This window comes from Pedobacter sp. (assembly GCF_965249885.1).
Taxonomy (GTDB): domain Bacteria; phylum Bacteroidota; class Bacteroidia; order Sphingobacteriales; family Sphingobacteriaceae; genus Pedobacter.
The window spans coordinates 3,593,478-3,618,461 of record NZ_OZ252254.1; the positions used below are offsets into that span (position 1 = coordinate 3,593,478).

General features: G+C 41.0%; 17 protein-coding genes. 6 read left to right on the forward strand and 11 right to left on the reverse strand.

Going from position 1 to position 24,984, the window contains the following annotated elements; translation table 11 throughout:
- Positions 1-17: 17 nt before the first annotated feature.
- From ACY2A0_RS15340 to ACY2A0_RS15350, 3 genes are all read right to left on the reverse strand, one after another.
- On the reverse strand, positions 18-1,100 hold the full coding sequence (locus ACY2A0_RS15340) for a sensor histidine kinase (protein ID WP_461791068.1): 1,083 nt from the start codon (positions 1,098-1,100) through the stop codon (positions 18-20).
- A complete protein-coding gene (locus ACY2A0_RS15345) occupies positions 1,101-1,796 on the reverse strand; it encodes a LytR/AlgR family response regulator transcription factor (protein WP_461791597.1) in 696 nt (231 codons plus the stop codon).
- Positions 1,797-2,085: 289 nt separating this feature from the next.
- Positions 2,086-3,891 carry a S41 family peptidase gene (locus ACY2A0_RS15350; protein ID WP_461790347.1) on the reverse strand — a complete coding sequence of 602 codons (1,806 nt, stop codon included), beginning with the start codon at positions 3,889-3,891 and terminating at the stop codon, positions 2,086-2,088.
- A gap of 204 nt (positions 3,892-4,095) precedes the next feature.
- On the opposite strand from ACY2A0_RS15350, the gene ACY2A0_RS15355 reads away from it, so the two are divergent.
- On the forward strand, positions 4,096-5,139 hold the full coding sequence (locus tag ACY2A0_RS15355) for a sensor histidine kinase (protein ID WP_461790348.1): 1,044 nt from the start codon (positions 4,096-4,098) through the stop codon (positions 5,137-5,139).
- A complete protein-coding gene (locus ACY2A0_RS15360; protein ID WP_461790349.1) occupies positions 5,132-5,848 on the forward strand; it encodes a LytR/AlgR family response regulator transcription factor in 717 nt (238 codons plus the stop codon). The genes ACY2A0_RS15355 and ACY2A0_RS15360 overlap by 8 nt, the downstream gene beginning before the upstream one ends.
- A 783-nt stretch (positions 5,849-6,631) precedes the next feature.
- Here ACY2A0_RS15360 and ACY2A0_RS15365 read toward each other — a convergent pair.
- Both ACY2A0_RS15365 and ACY2A0_RS15370 read right to left on the reverse strand, forming a co-directional pair.
- The gene (locus ACY2A0_RS15365) at positions 6,632-7,411 is read right to left on the reverse strand and encodes a LytR/AlgR family response regulator transcription factor (protein WP_461791598.1); all 780 of its coding nucleotides are present in this window, start codon (positions 7,409-7,411) and stop codon (positions 6,632-6,634) included.
- On the reverse strand, positions 7,404-10,229 hold the full coding sequence (locus tag ACY2A0_RS15370; protein ID WP_461791599.1) for a sensor histidine kinase: 2,826 nt from the start codon (positions 10,227-10,229) through the stop codon (positions 7,404-7,406). The genes ACY2A0_RS15365 and ACY2A0_RS15370 overlap by 8 nt, the downstream gene beginning before the upstream one ends.
- A 233-nt stretch (positions 10,230-10,462) precedes the next feature.
- On the opposite strand from ACY2A0_RS15370, the gene ACY2A0_RS15375 reads away from it, so the two are divergent.
- The 4 genes from ACY2A0_RS15375 to ACY2A0_RS15390 all read left to right on the forward strand — a co-directional run bounded on the left by ACY2A0_RS15375 (position 10,463) and on the right by ACY2A0_RS15390 (position 13,807).
- Positions 10,463-11,908: a T9SS type A sorting domain-containing protein gene (locus ACY2A0_RS15375; RefSeq protein ID WP_461791600.1), complete on the forward strand. Its 1,446-nt coding sequence runs from the start codon at positions 10,463-10,465 to the stop codon at positions 11,906-11,908.
- Positions 11,909-12,197: 289 nt separating this feature from the next.
- A complete protein-coding gene (locus ACY2A0_RS15380; protein WP_461791601.1) occupies positions 12,198-12,728 on the forward strand; it encodes a Crp/Fnr family transcriptional regulator in 531 nt (176 codons plus the stop codon).
- A gap of 23 nt (positions 12,729-12,751) precedes the next feature.
- Positions 12,752-13,393 (forward strand): hypothetical protein, encoded by a 642-nt coding sequence (locus tag ACY2A0_RS15385; RefSeq protein ID WP_461791602.1) that lies wholly within the window; start codon positions 12,752-12,754, stop codon positions 13,391-13,393.
- A gap of 63 nt (positions 13,394-13,456) precedes the next feature.
- On the forward strand, positions 13,457-13,807 hold the full coding sequence (locus ACY2A0_RS15390) for a bleomycin resistance protein (protein WP_461791603.1): 351 nt from the start codon (positions 13,457-13,459) through the stop codon (positions 13,805-13,807).
- A 238-nt stretch (positions 13,808-14,045) separates the two neighbouring features.
- Here ACY2A0_RS15390 and ACY2A0_RS15395 read toward each other — a convergent pair whose 3' ends face one another.
- From ACY2A0_RS15395 to ACY2A0_RS15420, 6 genes are all read right to left on the reverse strand, one after another.
- Positions 14,046-15,635: a T9SS type A sorting domain-containing protein gene (locus ACY2A0_RS15395; protein ID WP_461791604.1), complete on the reverse strand. Its 1,590-nt coding sequence runs from the start codon at positions 15,633-15,635 to the stop codon at positions 14,046-14,048.
- Positions 15,636-15,710: 75 nt separating this feature from the next.
- Positions 15,711-16,583, reverse strand: a complete 873-nt coding sequence (locus ACY2A0_RS15400; RefSeq protein WP_461791605.1) for a glycosyl hydrolase — start codon at positions 16,581-16,583, stop codon at positions 15,711-15,713.
- 24 nt (positions 16,584-16,607) lie between these two features.
- Positions 16,608-19,421: a beta strand repeat-containing protein gene (locus ACY2A0_RS15405; protein WP_461791606.1), complete on the reverse strand. Its 2,814-nt coding sequence runs from the start codon at positions 19,419-19,421 to the stop codon at positions 16,608-16,610.
- An 18-nt stretch (positions 19,422-19,439) separates the two neighbouring features.
- Positions 19,440-20,351: a hypothetical protein gene (locus ACY2A0_RS15410; protein ID WP_461791607.1), complete on the reverse strand. Its 912-nt coding sequence runs from the start codon at positions 20,349-20,351 to the stop codon at positions 19,440-19,442.
- A gap of 12 nt (positions 20,352-20,363) precedes the next feature.
- Positions 20,364-21,923, reverse strand: a complete 1,560-nt coding sequence (locus tag ACY2A0_RS15415) for a RagB/SusD family nutrient uptake outer membrane protein (RefSeq protein WP_461791608.1) — start codon at positions 21,921-21,923, stop codon at positions 20,364-20,366.
- A 12-nt stretch (positions 21,924-21,935) separates the two neighbouring features.
- The gene (locus ACY2A0_RS15420; RefSeq protein WP_461791609.1) at positions 21,936-24,977 is read right to left on the reverse strand and encodes a SusC/RagA family TonB-linked outer membrane protein; all 3,042 of its coding nucleotides are present in this window, start codon (positions 24,975-24,977) and stop codon (positions 21,936-21,938) included.
- Between the last annotated feature and the right edge of the window lie 7 nt (positions 24,978-24,984).

The window sequence follows — 24,984 nt, forward strand, 5'->3', positions numbered from 1 at the left end:
CTTTTTTGACCGGTTTTTTATTTTGGAAAACTGATTTTAAAAGTACTCCCTTTATCAATTGAACTTTTTATGCTCACCCTAGCATCAAGCATGGTAGCACATTCTTTAACAACTGATAATCCAATACCGAACCCGGTGATTTCAGTAGTTCTATTTGAACGGTAAAATCGATCAAAAAGCTTGTCCTTTTCCAGAGGATGAATTCCAATCCCATTGTCTTTTACAGACACGTCCACTTGCGATTTAGAAGGCTCAATCAATACCTGTATTTTAGATTTTTCAGGTTTTGAATATTTCAGGGCGTTTTCAATCAGGTTTTTAAAAATATGATGTAGTAAAATCTTGTTGGAATCAATGTATATCTCAGCTTCAATGCACTTCACACTGATTTTTTTCTGATCAGCTTCCGAAAAACTTTCTTTTATGACGCTTCCAATAACCTTTACCAGATCTAAGCGTTCTAAAATTACCGCCTGGTGATAGCTGTTGTTCTTTTCTGTTAAAAGCAGTTCATCAACAATACTATTCAGTCGGTCCAGTTGCGTTTGCATTTTTTCGATGTGCCGCTCCAAGCTGATAAACTTCGCATGTTCATCTTCCTGTAGGTAAATAGATAATAGTTCTAAACTACTTGATATGGTAGCTAAGGGGCTTTTCATCTCGTGAGAAGCCATTGAAATTAACTTAGACTTGTGTTCTGTGAGTGATTTTTCTTTTTTGAGCGCCCTTTCTAGTTCTTTTCTTAGGCTCTCTCTAATATCCACATCTCTCAATATTGCCAAGTAACACTCCAAATTTTCATTTAAAAAAACTGGTTTTATTAAGGATTCCAACATTAGCTTTTCGTCCCTATGTTTGTGCTGGTAGCCTAAAATTTGAGGTTCTCCAATAAGCAGCGGCTCATCAATAGCAAAGATGTGTTCCATTTTCTTCCCAACAATTTCGAAAAGCTCGTAGCCTAGTAATCGTTTTACCGAAGGGGAAATGTAAATAATAGAAAACTGCTTATCAAAAAGTATAATAAGGTCTTTTAAATGGTTGGTTATCAGCTCAAAAAGTTTGGCTGATTCAATTATATTCGAGTTGATAAGGCGTAGTATTTAGTTGCTAAACAATTCTTTAAGCGACTTGTAGTAACCTCTTCTAACGGGTACAATACTGTCGTTTATTTTAACTCCTTTACTATTGAACGAAGAGATATGATCTACGTTTACTAAGTAAGATTTGTGCACTCTTAAAAACTTATTGGAAGGCAATTGTTCTTCTACATTTTTTAAGATAGCTCTAATCAGGTAACTTTTCTTTGCCGTGATAATTTTAGTATAAAGACCATCGGCTTCAGCAATGAGGATGTTCCTAAATTCAATAGGAATCAGATAACCTTTGTCTCTAACATGCAATGTATCTTTTCCACTGCTGGTAGGCGCAATAAACTTGTCGTTTAATGCCAAAAATATGGTGGTTTTCAGTACCTGTCTGGTGAAAGGTTTAATGATATAACCACTGTGTTTAATGGTTTTTACCTGCTGTAACACCTGTTCGTCGGAATAAGCCGAGCAAAAGATAATAGGAATATCAAAACTTCCGGTAACAGCCTTGGCAAGTTCAATGCCCGAATCTTCTCCCTTAAGTGAAATGTCGATAATAATAAGGTCTACAGCATTGTCATTCAAAAATGAGAGGCAATTCTTACTTTCGTTAAAAATAGCAGCTACGTGATATCCTAGTATTGTAACTAATTCTGCTATATTGTTGGCTAACTCGGCATCATCTTCAACAATAACAATTTTTCGCATAATCTAACGTCTTTCGCATAATAAAAAAGTGTATCGGCATAGATAAGAGTACTGCAAAATTAACCCATTTATTTACTTTAACCGTTATATTTGTGTAAAAAGAGTATGATATGAATAAAATTGATAATAAACTGTTGTAATTTTAATGTAGTTTTAAATAATATATTCCTATTAGCTCTGAAAAAAATTCAGATTCTTAAGATTGATGTGCTGTTAATAGCGTCAAGTCACTTTCAAAATCAGCGGTATTTTTTATTTAACGATTTCAGTAATTCGAAGCAATTAAACATCAGCGCCCAGTCCTGATATATTTTATTGCTCTATTAAGGTGAGCGTCTTCATCGCCGCTTAACTCCACTGGGGACATCTTAAAATAAATGTCGGGTACAATGCCCACACGCTGCGTTTCCTTTCCATCGGGATAGAAAATACCATTACCAGTAAAGCTGAAACGATAGGCCCCAGGAAGTGTCAGCCTCTTTACATCCCCATCTGCACCGGCGGTTTGGCTTCCAATTATAGTGGTATTGTCGTTGAACTGACTTAGCATCATCGTAAACCATTCGCCCATACTTTGGGTATGTTCATCTGTCAAAATCACAATTTTACCTTGATATAAATCTCCAAACGGCTTTGGGCCATCTTTTGCAACGTACATATAGTTTTCTATTTGTTTCCTGTGCACAAAAGAACCTGGATTTTCAAGATTAGCCGCATAATATCGAGCGAAGGCAAATGGAGCTTTCCCCAATAACAAGGGCAGGTAATAACTGAACAGACCTGGAGCTTGCGGGTATTTTCTCATGTCAAAAATCAGCGCCTTTTTACTTTTTAACGCTGCCGATAGTTTTGGCAGATCATTATCATTTGGCAGATCCTTGTCAAAAAAGTTACCTGCTCTAACAAGTGTAATATCATTATCGATATTCTCCAGCCCCTTAATTTTTTTCTCCCCAAGCCTTTTCTGAATAATAGCTGCCTGTATGAGTTGAATGTGTTGTTTGTTGCCCAGATCCAACATTTCCAGCACCAAGTTAAAACTAAGTTTACCTCTTTTAACTTTTACTTTTAACGTGCCGCTGCTTAAATTGCTAAAGGCAAAAGTATCTCCGCGATTATTGTTAGAAGTACTCAGATTCCTATATTTAACGGCGTCGTTAGATGCTGGTAACAAGGCTGCACGCTCTTTTAACCAACGTTTAATTTCAATGCCATTAATCGCAACAATCTGGTCTCCAGATTTAAGCTCGCTAAGTTTTGCTAAGGAATCAGTTAAAAATCTCTTAATGACGATCCCTTTTGCCTCTGCCTTATAATCAAAAGGTGGATAATATCTTACATTAAAAATGGTACTAGTCATTTTCAAATTGCCTATTTCCATCAGCTCCCCGCCGTGAGTGTCGTTAATAGCCGCAGCTAGCATCAATAGCCCTTTTTCGTAGCTAGTTCTATCATTTATATTTCTAAAAACAGGTATCATCTCTACCAAAACTTGCTTCCAGTTTTTATCCGTCATGTATTTATAAGGAAATAAGTACTCGATGGCGTTCCATGCTTTGGCTAAGGTCAGCAAGTTCATTTTCTCATCATTGAAGGCGTAATCTGCGTAAGGTAGTTCATTTGGTAAAGTGTTTTCATACCACACCGTTGGAATATAATGATGCGATCCGCTAGCGTTCACTTGATTTGACAATACAGTCAGTTTTTGCTTAAGCGAAACAATATACTTTGAGTTGTTGATCCAGCTGTAATCAATATTTTTCAGCAAATAGTCGGTGTTGTTTTTTTGGTCGCGATAGCTGAAACTGGTTGATGTAGTAGCAATTGGACCTACAAGTTTTAACATCATTTGCTGAAACTGGTTTTCTTCTGCATTTTTAACAGAATCAATTAATGATAGAAACTCATTATCGGCATCAAATTTGCCAGCAATACTTTTCTCAGATTTGTATTTCACCAACCCCCATATCTGTATAAAGTGTTGTATTCGAAGGTTTTGTTTTTTGGGGTCGCTTACTTTCGCCCGTAACGTAGAGGCGTTGAACAACTCGGCAAGGATGAGTAACAAAAGGAAGTTATATTTGATCTTTTTCATCTTTCTTTAATCGTTTAATGATTTCAAAAATCTCCAGTTACATTTACAAATAGAAAAGCGATTGACCAAAGCCATTATTCAACTGACAAGCTTGTAGGGTACTTCATTTAGATCTAGTGTAGGTGTTTGTAGGTTTCGTCAATAAAAATGGCCAGTTTGTTTATTCTTTTTATCGTCGTAACTAATTTAGGCTACCTTTAAACCATGAACAGACGACTAATTATCTACCTTCATGTTGGCTATTGGATATTGGTGCTCATGCAGGTTTTACTAGTAGCACTTGGCACTGGTGTTTTGGGCACACATTTCGATTTGAAACTATTTCTCACCATTGTGTTGCCCGTGAAAGCCTTGCAAACCAGTTGTTCTGCTTTGTTCTTTTATGTCAATTATCTTTTATTAGTACCGTATGCATTAAAGAAAGGGAATGTTTCTAAGTATGTTATTTCACTACTCATTGGTATTTTTGTCTTTAGCCCGTTGTATTACCTGATGGAGCAAATCGTGTATCCATTGATCGGCTGGAAAACTTACGATGCAGATCTCGATCTTTTATCCGCATTTATTGTTACCCTTGGAGCTAATTTTCTGAATATTTTTTTAGGGCTACTGCTAAGTTATCTAATGGATTGGCGTACCGTACGAGCAGAGAAGGAAGTTATCGAAAAGGAACAGCTCAAAACAGAACTCGCCTTTTTAAAATCACAGGTCAACCCACACTACCTTTTCAATACTATCAATGACATTTATTCGCTTGCCCAGCAACAATCAGACGAGGCACCCGAAGCGCTGCTTAAACTTTCGGAACTGTTGCGATATATGCTAAGGGAAAGCGATGATCCATATGTGCCCTTAGCTAATGAAATAGCTTATCTGGTGAATGTGATCGATCTGCAAAAAATTGGACAAAAAGGACGCTCGTATACCAATTTTAAATTGGAAGGTAACATCGAAGGAAAAAAAATTGCTCCGTTGATCCTCATCAATTTCATAGAGAACGCTTTTAAGCACGGCGTTTTTAAAAATCCTGATGAACCTATACAAGTGTTGATTAAAATTGAAGGACAGGCTTTTCGGCTACATGTTAGCAACAAGATCAACACCGCGAAGAAAGATAAAACCGGTGGCATTGGTTTGGTAAATGTGCAAAGGCGTTTGGAATTAATCTATCCTAACAAACATGAACTTTTAATTAGCCAGCAAAACCATAACTTTACTGTTGACTTAAAAATTGATCTCTATGATTAGATGTATGGTTGTAGATGACAAGCCCCTTGCCATTGATGTCCTAAAAAATTACATTGCCAGAGTTCCGTCGCTTACTTTAACTTTTACCACGGTTGACCCACTAGAAGCCATTACGAAGGTGGTTGAGGGCGAGGTAGACGTGGTTTTTCTTGATATACAAATGCCAGAACTCACTGGCCTTCAGTTTATGAAAATTGTGCGTGGTAAATGTTTAGTGGTTTTAACTACTGCTTATGCAGAATATGCGCTAGAAGGCTTTGAAAATGATGCGGTGGATTATTTGTTAAAACCGGTGTCTTTTGAACGATTTTATAAGGCAGTAGAAAAAGTGCAGTTACTGCTAAAGGGCATGGTAGGTACCACAAGGACGAATACTGAATTGCCCAAGGTTAAAGAGGTAAACCACATCTTTGTGAAAACCGAATATCGATTGGTTAGAGTTAATATTTCCGATATCATTTATGTGGAGGGACTACAAAATTACGTGATGATTTATACGGCTACGGAAAAGATCGTGAGTTTGCAAACGATGAAGAAGACGGAGGACCAGTTGCCTATCGATCAGTTTATCCGCATTCATAAGTCTTTTATTGTAGCAATTAATAAGATTGACAGCATTGAACGAAATCGTGTGAGTATTGGTGGCAGAACTATCGCACTGGGAGAAGTCTATCGAGAAGCTTTTTATAATGCGATTTCAAATAAATAATGCACAGGTGGATAGCCGCCGATTAGTTAACCACTTCGCCAACGAGTATCATTTTATCGTTGAATTTGTAAAATTTGTTCGGCGTAACTCATCCCTTTCGGCGCTTGTAAAACGGTTAATATGATCATAGATTTTAATCTTTACGTTTTCTAGGATATCGATACCGTAGCTGGTACTGCACATTGTATTTCCAGATATGCCACTGGTCAGAAATTAGATTTGTTAGTTTGAAGTTGGCTTCGAATTTTTAAAAGCACTCAAAAATTTGTGCCTTTTTTTATTGAAGAAAAAAAGCAGCTCTTTTCAGAACTGCTTTAAAACTTGGGGTGGAAGGACATGCTATTGTCTTCGGAATTTTTGTACGATTTAGGCCTGTTGGCGAGGCTAAAGCAGAAAATGATGGAGATAGACACTCAGCTTTCAAAGAGAATTGAGAAGATATAATGCGTTTTTTCCGCATGCATTAATTTAAGTGACTTCAAACAATTTTATCTCTGGTAGTGAGTTGAGGTTCACTACTAGAGATTTTACTCATATTTACTTTAACACATCCACCATTTAAAAAAAGATCTTTTTTAGGATCTTGAAATTGTTATATCTGTAAAAAAAACATTAATTGCGTTGCCTTCTATTATTAGCATGAGATTTGTAGATGACAATGTTAAAATTGCCTATGGTCGTGAGCTGTTTAACGATTGTTGTTAAACTTTCGAATCATTAATTATTTTTTTTCTTAAGGTTTTATAAACGAGTGGAATGCTAATACGTAATGGAAGCCAAAGGCTAAATCTTCAGGGAAGCCAGCTTCGACAATACTTCTGTTTTTTTTCTCCTAGACACCTCAAATACTTTATGGTCTGCCATGGTAATCATACAGGTAAACCCTTTCCCATATTGTATCACCGCCTCTACGTTGATCACTTCGGTCTTACTGGTTCTCAGGAACATGGGGAACCTAGAAAGTTCTTCCTGTAGCGTTTTAAGGGTTTTGGTTAGGAAATGTTCCGATCCATCCCAAAGCTTGAGCTTCACATAGCGGTCAGATGAAGTGATGTACATGATGTCTTCCACATCAATTAAATGCACGTGATCTCCACGATGAACGGTAAGTTTTGAGCCGTGTCGGTATTGCTGCTCACGTTCGGTCATCATTGTACTCACGCTGGAGGCCGTCGACCTGTTGTGCCGTATCCTTTCCAGAGCCTTTGCTGTGGCCTGTTGGAGTTCTGTTTTGACAATGGGCTTGAGCAGGTAGTCAAGGGCGTTGTTCCTTATCGCCTGGATGGCGTACTGATCGAAACTTGTTACAAATATAACTTCGAACTTGATCGAAGCGAACATCTTCAACAATGAGAATCCGTCACCCGAAGGCATGTGGATGTCCAAAAAGACCAGGTCTGGACGCAGGCGCAGGATCTGTTCGTAGGCGTCGCGTACACTACAGGCCTCTCCGGCTACGATGATGTTTTCATCTTCTCGTAGGTAAAGGGAAAGCAATCTCCTGCTGTCCCTCTCGTCATCGACAATCAATGCGGTGATGGGCTTTATGTTAGTTTCAGTCATGCTGGCTTGGTATATTGACCTTTACCCGTGTGCCTTTGGACTGTCCATTGGCATCATAAAGATCTTCGATGGTACTACTGAAAAATTTTGTTTTATACAGCTGGTTGAGCATGGCCATGCGTTGTGTATTCATTTTGAGGCCTGTGGATCGGTGTAGGCTTCCTGCGTTGTTTTTTTTGGCCATTTCCCGTCCAACTCCGTTATCGGTTATGGTAATTTCTATGCCGTTAAGCGTACCTTCCATTATTATAGACAACTTTCCCCTTCCTTTTTCAGTGCGGGGAAGAAGGCCGTGCCATATGGCATTTTCGACGTGTGGCTGGAGCAGTAGGGCTGGAATTTTCACCTGTCCACAGTCCAGGTCGGGATCGACTTTCAGTTCATAATCGAAATGTTCTGCAAACCGTAATTGTTCCAGCGATACATAGATCGAAAGCAGTTCGATTTCCTGCGAAAGCGTAACTTCCCTTTCCCTGGAATACAGGAGTACCATCCTTATCAACCTGCTGAAGCGTCCAAGATAGTCGCAGGCTTTGTCTGTTTCTTTTGCAACGATATAATGCTGTATACTGTTGATACAATTGAAGACAAAGTGTGGGTTCATCTGGGCCTGTAATGCGGCAAGTCTGCTCTCGGCAAGAAGTTGATCGATACGGTTCTTTTCTTTTTCCCTTCTCCGCAGTCGACGGAAAAAAAGCGAAGTGAGCCATATAAGTAGTGCTACAGCTAAAATGATGGACGTTAAGATGAACCACCAACGCTGCCAGTAGGGCGGGTCGATGCTGAACGAAAGGCTTATGGGCTTGCTGAGCACACCATCACTATTTTTGCCGAAGACCGTCAGTTGATACTTGCCGGGATGGAGATTTTCCATGCTGATTTCTGAAGCGCTCTGTTCTTTCCAAGTATTGTCTGTGGGAGAAAGTCTGTAGCGAACTTTGTGGTGCTGATTGGCAAAAGATAGCAGATGGAATTTCAGGTTGATATTATTGATTGGAAAGGGCAGTGCTGGATTCTCCGCAAGATCGATCGATTTTCCATTTGCCGTGGAAGAGATCAGGCGGAAGGGCATTTGTTTCAGGTTTCGCAGCTCGGCATCTTTTGGGAAACTACATACGCCCTCGGAGGTGTTGAGGTAGATTCGTTCACCGCTGATTTTCAGCCGATAGATGTATTTGGATGGCAGGCCATTGGAAGCGTCGTACCTGATCTGTTTTCCATTTGGAAAGTGTTTGACTATCCCGTCGTTGGTTGCAAGCCATATGATACCGTTTGCTTCCTGTTGCATATCGTTGATGATGCCCGACGAAAGGAATGTCCTGAGCTTTCCATTTACATATTGGAGGATACCTTTACCTTTTGTACCTACAAGCACCCGCTTATCGGAGGTCACCAGGATACATAGCGGCCTTGCCGGAATATCGGTTAACCGCTCATAGCTTTTTTTTCTGACCGAAAATCGATAGAGCGCATCGCCGGTACCGAACAGTACATGATTGCTGTCCAGTACGGCAAGGCATCGTCCTGGCATCGGAATCTTGTAGGTTGATATCTTTTGATCATCAATGTGATACAGGTGGGGGTAGGATATACCGAAGAAGCTGTTCTGGCCAAAGCGTACTAAATCAAAGAGATGTTCATTTTGGTGAAAACAGAACTTGGCATGCCTACCTACCATTTCCTCGATCAGTTCAGGGGTTTCATGTTCGGAGGCTGGCCGATCTTTGCCGTTGATGTCGAGTCTGACCAACTTGTCGGACTGCATGGCAAAAGTTTGCCTGGGCGTGCTATGAAAAATAGTCTGGCGATAGCTGTCGCCGAGGAGGTTGGCGTAGGAAATAATTTTGTTGTTGCGGCAGATGAACACTCCCTTTTCCAGCGTGGTACACCAGATACTGCCTTCCTCATCCTGTAATATGGAAGAAATGGACAGCCTTTGAAGTGCAGTGATGGGCTTTTCGATTACCGCGGTAGGATAGTATAGCAGCCCGGTCTTGTACATTCCGATAAGCAGTCCGCCCTTTGCGTCGACCTTCATGGCGCTCACATCGCCCGGCAGCGTATGTATTTTCATGTTCAGCGCAGTGTCTACTTCTACCAGTTGGTCATTATAGGCAAACAGGAACTTTCCGGGCATTTTCGCCGACAGGTAGCGGTAGCACCATTTCCCGCGGAACGGGATCTTGAATTTTTTTTCGGGCCGGTTCCTCAGTTTGGCTATCAGCGTTATGTAGGGTACTACCGAAGATATCTCCGAGTTGAAGATCTGGAAACCATCGTCGGTGAGTTCCAGCTTTGATGTGGTGACCTTGGGCGGTAACCTTTGTACGCTACCGGTTAAGGTGTCGAGGATATAGCTGGCCCATTTAGAATTGATCAAGAGTTTCTTGTTGAACCGCATTTCGTACGGGAAATCATCCTTTTTCCGCAACTGTTGCATCAGTGGAACGCTGAGCCGTTTTTCATGTATGTTGCCATCAGTCAGCGTAAAAAGCCTTCCCGCTGAGCTGGCCATCCATATGCCCGTTTTGATATTGGTGAATGCGTATATCGCTTTTTCGGGAATCCCCTTTTTATCATCGTACGTTTTTAGGTACTTGCCGTCATAGCGGCATAGTCCCAGTTCGGTAGCGATCCAAAGATAACCTTGGCTATCTTTGAATATATGGTAGCATTCATTGGAGGGTAGGAGGTTGTTGAGTACATAGGCCTGTTCGAATATCAACTGTTGGGCAGATGATTTTACTGTTGGCAACGAAATGGCGAGCCAGAGCAAAAAAGTGTAGCAAAAATGTAGTTTGCGGTTGGGGCTATCCATTAAATAGGTTAAAGTTTGTGCTGTAATACTTTAATGCTAAAAATATGAAAAAAATCTACTCCATTAAGTCTTTGATCCCATTTATCGCAGCCTTCTTTTCAGTAATCGCATTTGGCGCCCGTGGACAACTCGCCGCGGGAGATATTGCGGTAATTGGGCTGAACTGTGATCCCAGCGCCTCACTCAGTAAAACTTTTGCTATTGTTACACTCAGGGCTATTCCGGCCAATGAGGTGATCTATTTTTCCGATAAGGCTTATTACAGCAATTCGTTCAGCAGCTTGTTGAGCAATGGCAGCGAAGGCCGCTTTTCTTGGACAATTCCAAGTGTTGGGCTGGCTAAGGGAACGGTAGTGATGTTTACCGTTACCTCATCAGCTGCAGTACCCAGTGTTGCTACCACTCCAAGCGTGGGCAGCTGTACGGTACTGGAGGGCTGGACCTCGACCACCGCTACCACATCGCCCTTTGGACAAAATGGGGACAGTATGCTTGTTTATCAAGGCAGTGAAGCCAATCCAAGCTTTATATTTGGTTTCAATAGCGGTTTAACTAGTACGGGAATAACCAATGGTTGGAATACGGGCCTTTCCAGCAATGCTAATGGTGGGTGCGAACTTCCGGCCGGGCTTACAGAGGGCACTACCGCTGTCGGCTTCGGCGGCGCTGCGCACATCGACAACTTTAGATACAACAGTACCAAGCTCTCGGGAACGAAGGCGGAGATCTTGGCCGCAATTTGCAACCGTGCCAACTGGCTTAGCGATGATGCCACAGAATATAATTTTACGCCGGGAGCGGGCGTTTTCAGTGGTACCAATCCGATATTTACCATCAACAGCGTACCAGTGGCCAGTGCTGTTTCCAACACGGGAACGCTGACGGTGGGGCAGCAGTTGACGGGCAGCTATAGCTACAGCGACCCCGACAATGATGCCCAATCGGGGACAACGTTCAAATGGTACAGGTCAGATGATGCGTTAGGACTTAACAGGAGCGCTATCGCTTCTGCCACTGCTCAAAACTATACGTTAACGGCGGCCGACGTGGGCAAGTTCATCAGCTTTGAGGTCACTCCAAGGGACGGCATCGCTTTTGGGACTGCAGTTGAGAGTGCCGCTAGGGGACCTGTAGTGGCGGCAGTGCTGCCTGTGAAGCTGGCCGGCTTTTTCGCGAAGCCATTATCCAATGGTATTGAACTCTCCTGGTCTGTGGAGTCGATGGTCAACCATAGGGAGTTTAGGCTATATAAGTGGACGGCCGATCAGCAATGGAAACTACTCTCAATTTTCGGCTCGGTGGCGGGCACAAGTGTTTCGAGCTATCGCTATGTGGACGTAAATCCTGTAGACGGTACGAACCTTTACCAGCTCGTTCAGGTTGATCTGGATGGTACGGTCAGCGAGCTTGGCCAACAATTTTCCTTATTTGGCCTGGCAAGTGGAGATCTGATGGTCTACCCGAACCCGACTTTCGGGAAAGTAACCGTAAGGTTGCCCGCATCGATGTTTGAGCTGGCTACCTTGACCGATATGAATGGAAAGATACTGCTTAGGATGCCGATAGCAAAGAAAGCTACAACGCTCATGCTTGATTTAAGCCTTTTTTCAAGGGGGAACTATTTATTGAACCTTAAAGGTCAGGGGCTGTCGAAAGTAGTGAGCATCATGCGCAGATAGGTGATCATGCGGTGCAGACCGAATTTGTGGATCATTTTTTAAAGAGAATACATATAAGGCTGAAATGAAATAGATTCGAGCTCTAAAACGTGATTTATATAGGGTGAACTACGCTTATCGCAAAGGCCAGTCGATGAAAATGGATTGGCCTTTTTTTATCCAACTAATTTTTGCAAATTCAACAAAACAATTCTCTTTATGGTAGCTGGCTCCAATGCACTTTCTCAGGTACTTTCTGCGGTAGGAAGGTTTTCAGAACAGGAAGTCGCCCCGTTTTGAGGGCGAGTGTGTGCTAAGGGAGATACGTAAAGGGAGCGAACTTTTATCTCTAGGGCAGGTATCGCAATCCGTCTATTTGTTGGTTTCCGGCGCTGCCTATCAGTTTGATTACGATCGAGAGGGAATAGAGGAAAATATACTGGGCCTGTATACAGAAGGTGATTGGTGCTTTAACAACTCAAGTTTTGTTTCCCAAAAGCCTTCTGTTACTATAATTGCGGCCTATTCGGATATGTTGGTCAGGGAGATCTCGCTGCATGCCATCCATCAGCTGATTGCAGCTTCCCCAGCGTTTTTCCAATTGGGCGGTCTGCTACAAAAAGGAACTGAAAGGCTCCGTTATCTGGAAACGGCCAATAGTGCCGGTGAGGAAATATGCGCTGCTATCGGCCACTCAGCCTTCATTGCTGCAAGCTTTTCCATTGAAGATGATTGCTTCCTACCTCAAGATTGCACCAGAAACATTGAGCCGGCTGCGTGCAAAAAAGTAAATTATTTTGATTTCTTGACTTTCGTCAAGTGCGGTTTACAGCGAGGTTGATGAGTTTTGAAAAAAAATAACTCATGGAAATTTTCTCGAAGAAACTGGCAGGTATCAATCTGCTGCTTGGCTCGCTGATGGCCGTATTAACAATGGTACTACATCCAATTGGTGGAGATGTACAACAGATGGTAAAGATCAGGGAAATGCTTATCTTCTCACATTCGTTAGCCATTGCATGCGTACCGTTGATCGCTTTTGGGCTTTGGGGGGTAAGCAGTTTGTTGGCAACGCCTAATCGCTTGGCCATGTTGGCCTTTTTTATAGCTATGTTGGGGTTGGGCTCAGCGGCACTTGCTGGTACAATCAACGGTTTGGTACTGCCAAAATTTGTCGCTCATTTTGCAGATGGTAAAGTGGAACTAGGTATGCTAAACGCTATTTTGGACTATGCCAGGTCTTTTAATGGCGCCTTGGCCTATATCTTCATGGTTTCCATTACGGTGGCTATACTAATCTGGTCAATATTGATGGTGGGCAGGGGTGCTCCGATGAAATGGTTGGGCTATTATGGACAACTGGTGGTGGTGTTTGGTATAGTTGCCCTGATGTTAAAATCGAATATGACAAGTGTTCACCTGTTCGGAGTTTTTATATTTGGGATGGCCAGCTGGTTAATATTGGCTGCAGTAGTAATGATCAATACTGAACTTAAGGAGAAGTAGCGTAACAAAATAACAATTAATACAGTAATTACTGCTTTTTGATTTTGAACTGAATATAATAATATGTTGACACAGATCCATCCTAAGCTGCCCATGAGGGACAAGGCGGCTACCAAAGCGTTCTATTTGGACCTCCTAGGTTTTACCCTGTTGGCCGATTATGGTGAATACCTGATGCTGAAACGGGATCTCATCGAAATCCATTTCTTTTTGTTTCCTGGTCTTAACCCAAAGGACAACTACGGTCAGGTCTATATCCGTACTGATGAAATTGACGGGCTATATGGCATATTTCAACACAAAGGTGTCATCATACATCCTAATGGGACTTTAGCCGACAAACCTTGGGGACAACGTGAGTTTTCGCTATTAGATCCCGATCATAACCTGCTGACTTTTGGGCAAAACTTGTAGTTTTTTGTTGAACGGTCTCATCCGCCTATAACTTTACAGTTTAGAAAAATCTTAACTGAATAATGAAAATACAATTGACTAGATAACGATATATCGATCAGTATAACCGAAATACGCTTAAATTAGTTGCCAAATTAGGATGACATATTGCTAGCATTTTGACTTTCCACAGGAAATTCCGTTAAAAAATGCTATCTAATCGAAAATTAGATAGCATTTCATGAAATTTTTTAACTGGTTATTTTTTAATAAACATTTGGCTGATGTGATCAATCTTAATCATATAAGCTCCTGGCTTTAAGGTGGATATATCAAGTTGCTGCTTGCTTGAGGTTGCTTGAAGCTTGATTTGCTTTGTTAATTTGCCTTCAGAAGAATATATATATGCAATTTGAGATTTCTCAGAAATTGGCAGTTCTAAATTGATAACATCTTGTGCTGGATTAGGGAATAAGTTAAAGCTAATTAAGCCTTTTGCTGAGATTGCCTTAATATCACTATAGGTCTTATTTCCATCCAAATCAGTTATTTTTAATCTATAGTAATAGTTCGAAGATGGTAAATTATCGTCTTGTATTTGATAATTATTTTCAACCGCTGTATTTTTAGCTTTAACAGTTTTAATAGTTTCAAATCTATTTTGGTCGGTGCTTCGTTCTATGATGAATTCATCTAAATTCAATTCGTTTTTCGTTTGCCATCTGATCGTCGCATTATTGCCTTTTGCACTGGCTTGGAAAGAAAGTAGATCTAAAGGAAGAACTGCATCAAAAGGAGAGAATGCTACACTTCTGAACACGTAGTTGGTGCCGGCACTAGCTAACGTAGTTTGCGTAATAGAACCACTATTAAACGTGGTTCGGCTGTTAGCATCAACAACGGATACTACTTGGTTATTTTCGCCAAAATTGCTCACCGTGAATAGTTCAACTTGGCCTGAATTGGTTTTTCTTCCAGTCAAGCCGTAAAATGGTACAGAGCTGCTATATTTACCAATATAATCCCAGTTATTAGAAGCCGAGTTGTAGGCCATTTTGATGATTCCCGGAGAGGCAGCTGTTTGATCAACTATATACAAAACATCGTTTCCGTCTATGGCATTCGTTATAGTGTTATCTAAGTCGAGCAAAGCAAAGCCGTAGGCACTTTGTACGGTACTAGATGATGTGCCGGTTAACGCAGTACCATTATTGGTTGTTGTGGTTGTTTGGGGAATTCCAAAGTTAAGGACAGTTGCAGGGTTTGTGCCACTTACGCTATACAATTGGTTGCCTACTATTTGTACATATCTTGATCCTGTGTTGGAAAAAAGACTAGCACCAGTAGCGCCCCAAGCTACGTATCCAATTCTGTCGTTGGAAGTAAGCCATATGCCGTTGCCGTCTATACTGGTAGTAGCTCTGATGAAACCATTATTGATGGTGCCATTGATGGTAAATAATTCAACATTTCCAATGCCGTTAATTCTTGCAAAACTCTTATTATCTGGACCGGTATTATTGTCAAATAGTACCACATCGGCTCCACCAATCACGATATATCTGCCATCTGCCGATAGTGAGATGCCACCTTCGTTGGCGCCAGCCGCTGGATTGCCATTAATTAGTAAGCGCTGTCCCGCAGTGGTAGAAGGTATATTCACGGTATTTGTTACCACTTTAGTAGTAGGATCTACCTCTATCAATGAAACTGGAAGCGCTCCAGAATTTAATGTGTTAACGCCATTTCCCAATCGGGCAATCACCAAATTACCTTTAGTGAAATTTTGAGCCAAAGCAATTTGGGCGATAAAACATGTTGCGATTATAAGTGTAATTTTTTTTTTCATTAAGTGTCTTATTTGGTTAATAACAAGGTTCAAGAAGAGCGTTAATTTATAAGGAGAGCATTAATGAGATTGATATTATCTCTTGATATCTGGATTTGGTTTATATTCAGCATACCACTTACCAAGTTTGGTTAAGTTTCCATTGGCATCAACTAGTGCCGACGGCCATAAACGGGCACTGGTAGGAGAACCTGAAAACCACGAGTAGCGTTGTACAAAGTCTAAAGCTTCCAACTTTGGTAGTAGCCGTTGCATAAATGCTAGCACCATTTCTGGGGTGTATGGATTTTCTGCCATTGTGGTAGCCCTATCATGAACAGTAGCGAATTCTGTAATCCAAATGGGTTTATGATATTTATCGTACAGGTCTTGCAATATTTTGATGAAGTGATTTTCATCGGTGCCTACGTACATGTGCACACAGATGAAATCTACACGTTTGCCTTGAGCTATAGCCTGATCCATAAAGTTATAGATCCAAGTATTTGTTGGCCAAGAGGCGGCAGGACTACCCAGAGGCAAGCCAATGCTTTCTAATTGTGGCCAAAGATCTAAAGCTTCCTGTACAGTCATATTCGCTTGATCTGCTAAATCTGGTTCGTTAAAACCGAGAATATATCTTGCCCTGCCTTGTAACTTGAAAGCTTTTGCCTGTGCAATATTAGCCTCTGTAACGGATGATTTGCTCCAAAACATCGGTACATACTCAGCATTTTGCGGTGCTAGTTCAAAAGGGATAGTTAATCCCCATGTATAAAACCAGTGACTTTGTAAGTTAATGGTGTTACCCCACCATGTGCCATTTTTTGTGTTAGTGCTAAAATCAGCTCCTTTTTTTCCCTGAGCCTGATATTGAACCACGGTATTTTTTTTGGGTTCATACTCATTACTTTTGGCGCATCCAATAAAAAGGATTCCCATAGCCAACAAAAATTTAAAATTCTTCATCGTTGATACTTTTTAGTGTTGATGTTAATAAGTTCCGTTGTAACCTGCGTTTCTTAGCGTTGGATAGCCATCTGTTCCAATTCGCCATATGGAGAAGTTAAAACCTAGTGTGTTTTCAAAAAAAGTTTGACCGGTTGACGAAGTAGTTGCTCCGTCAAGCCCATCTGGATCTTCTACGAAAGCAATTTCTCGAACTGGAATGGTAATGCCAATGCCAACATAATTTTTCTTATTTACACCCGTTCCATTTGCAGCCGTACCTGATATGCGGAATACATTGTTGCCGTTAGGCAAAGTATTTGAGCCTTCCAATGACGTGTTTGCTATAAAACAGTTTGCGGTGTAACCGTTATTTTGATAAGTGCTGGAAATCCCTGCTACTGGAAGTGAAGCTGTTGAAATGGTAGATCTAAATGTCGCATTTTTAACGATGCAGTTTTCCAGTTTAAATTTGTTTGTGCCTGCAATGCCACCAATATTCCCCGTTGCTGGTGTACCTGTAGCTCTAATAGTAGGGGTGGATTGATTTGCACCAGCACCTTCTACCGAACAATTGGTGATAGAAGACCCTACGCCGGCAATTCCCCCCACAGAAAAGCCACAAGAGATAGTACCATCAAAAATACATTGATCAATAGGTACAATACCAGCATTTTGATCGGCACCAAAAATACCACCTACGCCATTTACTGTGGCGGCAACGGCTGCAGTTGATGAAATGTTTACAGACGAGCGGCAATTTTTAACTACACCGCCGCCAACATTACTACCTTCTGCTCTTCCTAAAATACCAGCAATTCTGTTCTTTGAAGCACTAATTTCTATGCTTCCTGCTGCGGTTGAGAAGGAAATTTCGGCTACGCCGCTAGCGTTGGTCGTTAGTCGGCCAACCAAACCACCTACCATTCCACAAGAAGCTTTGATAGTTAAGTTACTTGTTATTTGAGTAACCTTTGCAGCAGCTGACATGTCACCTACCACTCCACCTAGTATATCGCCAGTATTTGTAGAGGTAACGTTGCCAGTAATTTTGATGTTCTGCAAAGTTCCTCCAGTCAACCTTCCAGCTATTGTACCAAAAGAAGCACTAGTGGTACAGTTCACATTCAATAGTTGTAAATTTTTTACCGTTCCAGTAAGTGTTGCAAAGAAACCATCGTTCGCGTTGGTAGTGGTTATCGTTAAATTGCTCACTTTGTGGCCATTTCCATCTAGCGATCCCGAGAAACTACTAATTGGAGTCCATGCTCTTGTTAGGTTGAAATCAGCGATAATTTTATAATGCTTGTCGGTGCCATTAGCCATGCCGAATAAGCCGTCTTCCGAGGAAATGAGATAAGGATTGGTAGTAGAACCATCACCGCCATCAAATACGGAGCCTTCCTGCTTAGCATAAACCTTTACAGTTTTATTCAGTGATATATTGCCCTTTTTTAATGCAAGTACTACATCTCCAGAAATAAAACCTGATGACGGGGTAAAGGTAACTCTCTGCTGCCCAACAACGGGTACTGAAGTCAAGTTGTTAGGGGCTGATTTTACTTCTATTGTACCATCTGTAGGATTAAAGGCGAAATTGCTTATGGTAGGGGCTGTAACTCCATACACATTTGCAGGAAAGTTGGTGGCAGTACTTACAATCGTATTATTAGATTGAATAGAACCACTGTTGGTAGCTGCGGCGTAATTTGCTGCGAAATTTTCACCAGTTATCGTTAATGCAGTAACATCGCTATTGGATACTGTTCCGAAGTTATTAGCAGTAATTCCAGAAACATATTGTTTTCCAGTAACCGTACCTGATATTTTAATGCGATCAATTGTGCCTCTGTTGGTAACAGCAATGGTTGCTACGTTATTTTGCGCAGTAATGGCGAGGTTACTTAATTCCAGGTTTTTAATAGTTCCTGTAGTAGCGAGCTCTGTAAACAAGGCTTTATTATCAACTGTTGATGTGTTAATTGCAATGGCTGATATTTTTTTGTTATCGCCGTCCAATGAGCCTGTAAAGCTGCCGGCAATAGTTGCGAATGCTCCACCTGTAATGTCGTTGGTCAGTTTGTAATTAGCAGACAAAGCGTAACGTATTCTGTTGAACCTGCCGAAATCAGACACTTCATAAGGTTTGGCTAAGGTGCCATCTCCATTAGAAAAGGCGGTAACTTTGATTGTTTTTGTTACCTGCGGGATTTGTAAAAAGCTAGCTTTTATAACCACATCTCCAGCAACAAAGTCGTCTGAAACTACAAGTTTTAATCGTCTTCTATCATTATCAATGTTCTCAATACTTGCCGTCAATCCAGCGGGAGCTGTAATGTCAAATGCAGTGGATCTTGGGTAAACCGTAAATTCTCTGGAAACTTCGTTGATTGCATTGTATAGAACATCTTCCGACAAGTCTAAAGTGATACTTGTTACATTAGGCTTATCTACAAAAAACTTTGTACTACAAACATAAGTTTCTCCGTCTATTCTAATTTTCAGTATTAAGGTAAAGGTACCTTCATATTTAGGTGTTCCTTTTACGGTAATGTCGGTTGATGTACCACTAAGTTTTACTTTAGTTTCTTCAATATAAATGCCGTTTACTTCCTCGGCGCTGATAACGGCATCGGCGTTTTGCGGTGGGTTAACAAAAACCAAATTGAATTTGTTGGTGGCCGACATGGGCAGGTTTTCAACTACGTTGCCGTTCAGTCGAGATTTCTCACTGAAAACCTGAAAACGACCATCTTGAACGTTGTAAAACCTATCCTGATCTTTCTTACAACTTGCTACAAGTGCCACCAAAAAAAGCATGGGAACAACAATGTTTTTTATAACGTATAAACTTTTCATAAAGCTAATTTTTAGTGGTTATGGTCTTACGTAACCTTTTCTGATTAATGTATATTGGTCTCTCCACAAAGCGTTTAACCTTGATTGTGGCGCTGTTTCATAATGCGTTACTACCATTTCATTTTCGTTGATTGATGTGATTTCATACTCGATAACAGTAGAGGTACCCCGATAAAAGAAGAAGAAAGCACCACCTTTAAGCTGGAGGTAATGTTTACCGTTTCTAATTTCCATTTCCCAGTGTTGAGTAGCATCTTTTGGCGTATAATTAACGACTAGATCTCCACCGTCAGCAGCAAAAATGCTTGCGGTGCCCCAGAAATCGTTAAGTTCTTTCAGCCTGAATTGAGTTACGCCGTCGATAGTTCCGCCGTGGCAATAGGATGATCTGTTATTTTTATACAAACATTCTTTGTTAGCGAGTTTAAAAGTCATTTCATCATCGTAAACGCCTTTGTTTGTTTTTGTCAATCGGTTCCATGGCGTAGTAGAGCCGTTGTTAATCAGCTTAACGTGCCCATCCAATAATGAATCTAATACCCAAGTTTTGCCATTTGCAGCGGAAGTGCCACCGGTTAAAAGCCCATAAACAGGATCTAGATCCAGGTTGTCATTTTTAAAAGATACCTGTACAGATTTTTCCACTATTTTGATACCGTTAAAAACAGATAAGGAAACATTATAACTACCTTTAAAAGGATATTTGCCAATAACGGTATCGCCAACAACTTCTTCCCCGTTACCTAGGTTCCATTTGGCTTTTGCTGTGTTTCCTATTTGACCATTGATAAAACGGTAAACATTTGGAGTAGGCATTTCTTGGATAATAATATTGATATCGCCCTCAGCAATTGGGTCTTCCAATGTGAGGTTTTTTTTGCAAGCCATAAGAGCTAAAAGCAAAAATGTAATTAAACTTAAATTCTTCATCTTATTAAAGTTTTAGTAGCCCTTGTTTTGTATCAATGCGTATTTCGAATTGATGATCTCTTCTTGGGGAATGGGAAACAAACCATCTGCGCCGCGGTTGAACTTACTAATGAATGGTTCACCACGGTTAATGTCGATTTTAGATTGAGCGTAGTCTAATCCTCTACGCATTAAATCCCAATATCTCACACCTTCTAGCGCTAGTTCCAGTTCACGTTCTCTGTAAATCAATTCATAAGTCACGGTTGGAGGAACATAACTGGTTGCATGTGCTCTTTTAGTCACTTTGTCGTAGTAAGCTTGTGCTTTCGCTTGTGTGCCGCCGTGTTGTAGTTGTAATTCTGCAGCCATTAGCAATACATCAGCAAAGCGGATAGATACAAAGTGGTTTGGGAAATTTAACCTAAAATCGCCCCTAGAGCTTTGATTAGCTTTTAGAGCCAACCATTTTTTAGGAAAAATATCGGTGTTTTGGTATCCCGCTGTAAATGAAACAGATTGTGATCTTGGCAGAAAGAATGTACTCTCTTTTCTTAAGTCATCATTTGGGAAAGAATTATAAAACTCGGCGTCAATTGGGGCAAAAGACCAGCCTGGCGAGTAAGGTGATGCCGAGTTAGGATCTCGCATTGACCACAGCATTACGGATAGATTGCCATTTGCCTCTTCTCTATAACTGAAATTTCCGCTACTAGCTTTAGCTGAATATTGGATTTCAAAAACTGCTTCCTTGTTATTATGGTTAAAAGGCGCTTCGCTGATAAAAACATCTGAAAATTTTGGAAGTAAATCATGTCCGCTATTGTTAATCAGTTCTTCAGAAATCGCTAATATCTGTTGTGAGGTTACATTTGCCAATTGATTCTTTTTGTAATATCCAGTGTAATAAAGCCAAATTCGCATCAGTAAACCTCTAGCCGCATCGGCACTCGCACGTCCGTATTCATCAGGGGGTAAGCTTCTATAGCGTGGTAATACACTTATCGCTGATGTCAAATCCTCTGCAATTTGTTTGTAGATTTCATCCGGGGATACCTGCTTTTGGTTGTATTCTGACGGTGGAAGAACTTTTAATATCAACGGGATATTTCCAAAGAGACGTACCAGGTCGAAATAATAGTAAGCCCTTAGGAATTTGGCCTCGGCCGCATATCGTTCTCTAACTGCAGCATCATCAAACGCTGCATTTGGCAATTTTTCCAAAAGCAAATTAGCCCGATAAATTCCAGTATAGTATTTATACCACATTGCCCTAGGAGTAAGGTCATCTGTTCGCATCACGCCTCTGTCTACTCTTTGCAATGATGGCAAGTCAGTGGCAGAAGCTCCGCCGGTAAAACACTTATCGCCCAACACTTCGCTTAACAGCTGAAAAGGTGCGTTTTGGTTTTGCGGCGCATCCCAAAGTAGCACGTTATATGCTGCAGCTAAGCCCTGTAGGCAATCTTTTTGATCACGATAGAAGTTAGATTCCGTATCAGAAGTAATTGGATCTAAGTCTATATTTTTGTTGCACGCTCCAAGGCTAAATGCCAAGAGAAGAAGTACTATTTTAATGTATTGATTTCTCATGTCTAATATCAATTAAAAGCCAACATTTGCACCGATCATTATGGTTCGAGGCTGTGGATAAACACCTCTATCTATACCTAACCCTAGGGCTCCGCCTGATACTTCTGGATCAAAGCCGGTATATTTAGTAAGTACAAAAAGGTTGTTTCCGGTAATATACGCCCTAATCCTGTCCAACTTCGCCACCTTTAAGTTGCGGAACGTGTAGCCGATAGATGCATTGCGTAAGCGCAGGTAGGAGCCATTTTCTAAAAAGAACGTTGATGCATTGGCAAAGTTCCCGTTCAAATCTCCTGCGGCAATTCTAGGGAAGCTGTTTGTAGTCCCTTCGCCGTGCCAGCGGTTAATAATTTCTACAGGGAAATTAGCCGTTGGTAAATCCCAACGATGCAAACTATTAAAGATTTGATTGCCCGCCAGTCCATTAAAAAATACGTTGAAATCTAAATTGCCATAACGAGCCGTAAAGTTAAAGCCGTAGTTAAATTTTGGGTGTGGTGTGCCAACCATGGAACGGTCTCTGCTATCTATAATTCCATCGCCGTTTAAATCTTTGTACTTGATATCGCCAGGTACGGCGTTAGGCTGTACTAAATTCCCACTTGGTCCTCTATATGCATTAATTTGCGACTGGTTTTGGAAGATACCGTCCATAGTATACATCCAAAAGTAACCTAAAGGTAAACCTGCTTCCATTCTGGCAATATCGCCCATTTGATTGCCTGCATTGCCACCAGTGATGTATCCGTTGGTGTTGCCTACATAGGTAACTTTATTATTGTTGTAAGCACCGTTAATGTTGGCTTCAATGTAAAGCTTGCCGAAATCCTTTTGGTAGCCCAATGAAAGTTCTATACCTCGGTTTAGTACATTTCCAGCGTTACCAAATGGTGCTCCATTGCCTACGTAATAAGGGATTGGTACCCTTAACAATAAATCTTTGGTTGCTTTACGATAGAGATCTAAGGTAACTTTGAAATTTTTGAATAATTCCGCATCCACACCAATATTTGCTTGTTCGGATGTTTCCCATTTCAAATCTGGATTGGATACGCCTGCAGGAGAAGCACCAATTTGTTGTACATCATTTCCAAAATAATAATTGCGGGCGTAAGTGCTTATGGTTGAAACGAAAGCATAATCACCTATCTGATCGTTACCGGTGCGGCCCCAACTTGCCCTAACTTTTAATGAGTTTACAAACCGTACATTTTCTAAGAACTTTTCGTTATGGACATTCCAACCAGCAGACACTGATGGGAAGTAGCCGAACTTATTGTTTTTTCCAAACCTAAATGATCCATCCGCTCTGAAAGTGGCGGTCATCATGTACTTATTATTAAAATCATAATTTATTCTACCGAAGTAAGATACTAGGCCCGAATGCCATGCTCCGCCAGATGCTGCTGCGCTGGTATTATCTTTTGCCAAGTCCAGATACGCGTAGTTGGGATCGTCATACAAAAGCCCATTTTTAGAGGCCGATACGTTGGTTCCTTTTCCCGTATTTAGCGTGTTACCTAACATTGCCGAAAAGGAGTGGATATTTATTTTCTTACTGTAAGTTAAGGTGTTTTCAAGATTTAAATCCCTACTTTCAGACATAGATTTGCTTGTTCCTGTAGCAACTGTTCTGTTAGTGGAGTTAAGGTAATAAATAGGGGTGTAGCCTCTAGATTCATTGTATTGTAAGGCCAAACCTAAGCTGCTTTTGAATTTTAAATCACTGATGATCTGTACTTCACCGAAAACATCCGCATTAAGCCTAGTATAGCCTGACGAGCCATTGGTATAGTAGATTCGTGCTATCGGATTTACAATTTCTTGAGATACATAGCGTGATATAGCAAATGTTCCATCATCATTCATCACCGGTGTTACAGGATCCATATTTATTGCACTTAAGATTGGACCAGAGTTACCGCTATTGGTAGCAATAGATGCTCGTTTTACATTGGTGACATTAAGATTAACACCAGTATTAAGTACACCTTCAATTACATTTTGTTTAGTGTTGATACGGCCAGTATACCTGTCAAAATCAGACTTTCCTTTAGCCAGCGTGCCCGACTGCGAAAAATATGAAAACGACGAGCTGTAGGTGTTTTTTGTTGATCCGCCCGAAATTGAAACTTGATGGTTTTGTATCGGCGCATTACGGTACGAAATCTCCCTTTGCCAGTCTGTACCAGTTCCCATTTTATTAATCTCGGTTTCCGAGAAAGGGAGCGCTAGATTGGAGTTGAAATGTAGTTCATTCTGGATACGTGCATATTGGGTAGCATCTAGTACATCAATGTATTTTCTGATGTTTTGAAATCCCCGATAATATTCGTAATCTAATTTGCTTTTTCCAGCCTTGCCAGATTTAGTAGTGATGATAATTACTCCGTTTGCACCTCGTGCACCATAAATAGCTGCCGAAGCAGCATCTTTAAGGACTTCCATAGTCTCAATGTCTCTCGGGTTCACTGCTTCGAGATCTCCCCTTGGAAACCCGTCGACTATAAACAATGGGTCATTGGAACCATTTGTTCCCACACCGCGGATGCGGATGCTCACACCCGAACCAGGTTGTCCGCTGTTCATCATCACGGTAACACCAGGTGTTTTTCCCTGTAGTGCTTGATCTGCCCGCATAATTCCGGGTACTTCCAGGTCTTTCGTACTAATTGATGAAATCGCACCTGTTACCAAACTCTTCTTTTGTACGCCGTAGCCTACCACAACCACGCCATTTAGTGTTTGTACGTCTTTAGATAAAAGGATATTTAACTCGGTTTCGTCTTTTAATATGACCTCTTTTGTTTTCATGCCAATTGCAGAAAACACCAAGGTTGCAGTGGCATTGACTTTAATAGTGAATTTTCCGTCATTATCTGTAAGTGTGGCGTTATTGGTGCCTTTCACTTTTACAGCAACACCGGGGATGGTTGTATTGTCATCGATGTCTCTAACTTTCCCGCTAACTGATACTTGCTGCGCAATAGCCATATTGCTATAGCAGCATAGGATCAATACGAGATAGCGAATTGATTTAAGTTTGATGTTCATATATGTG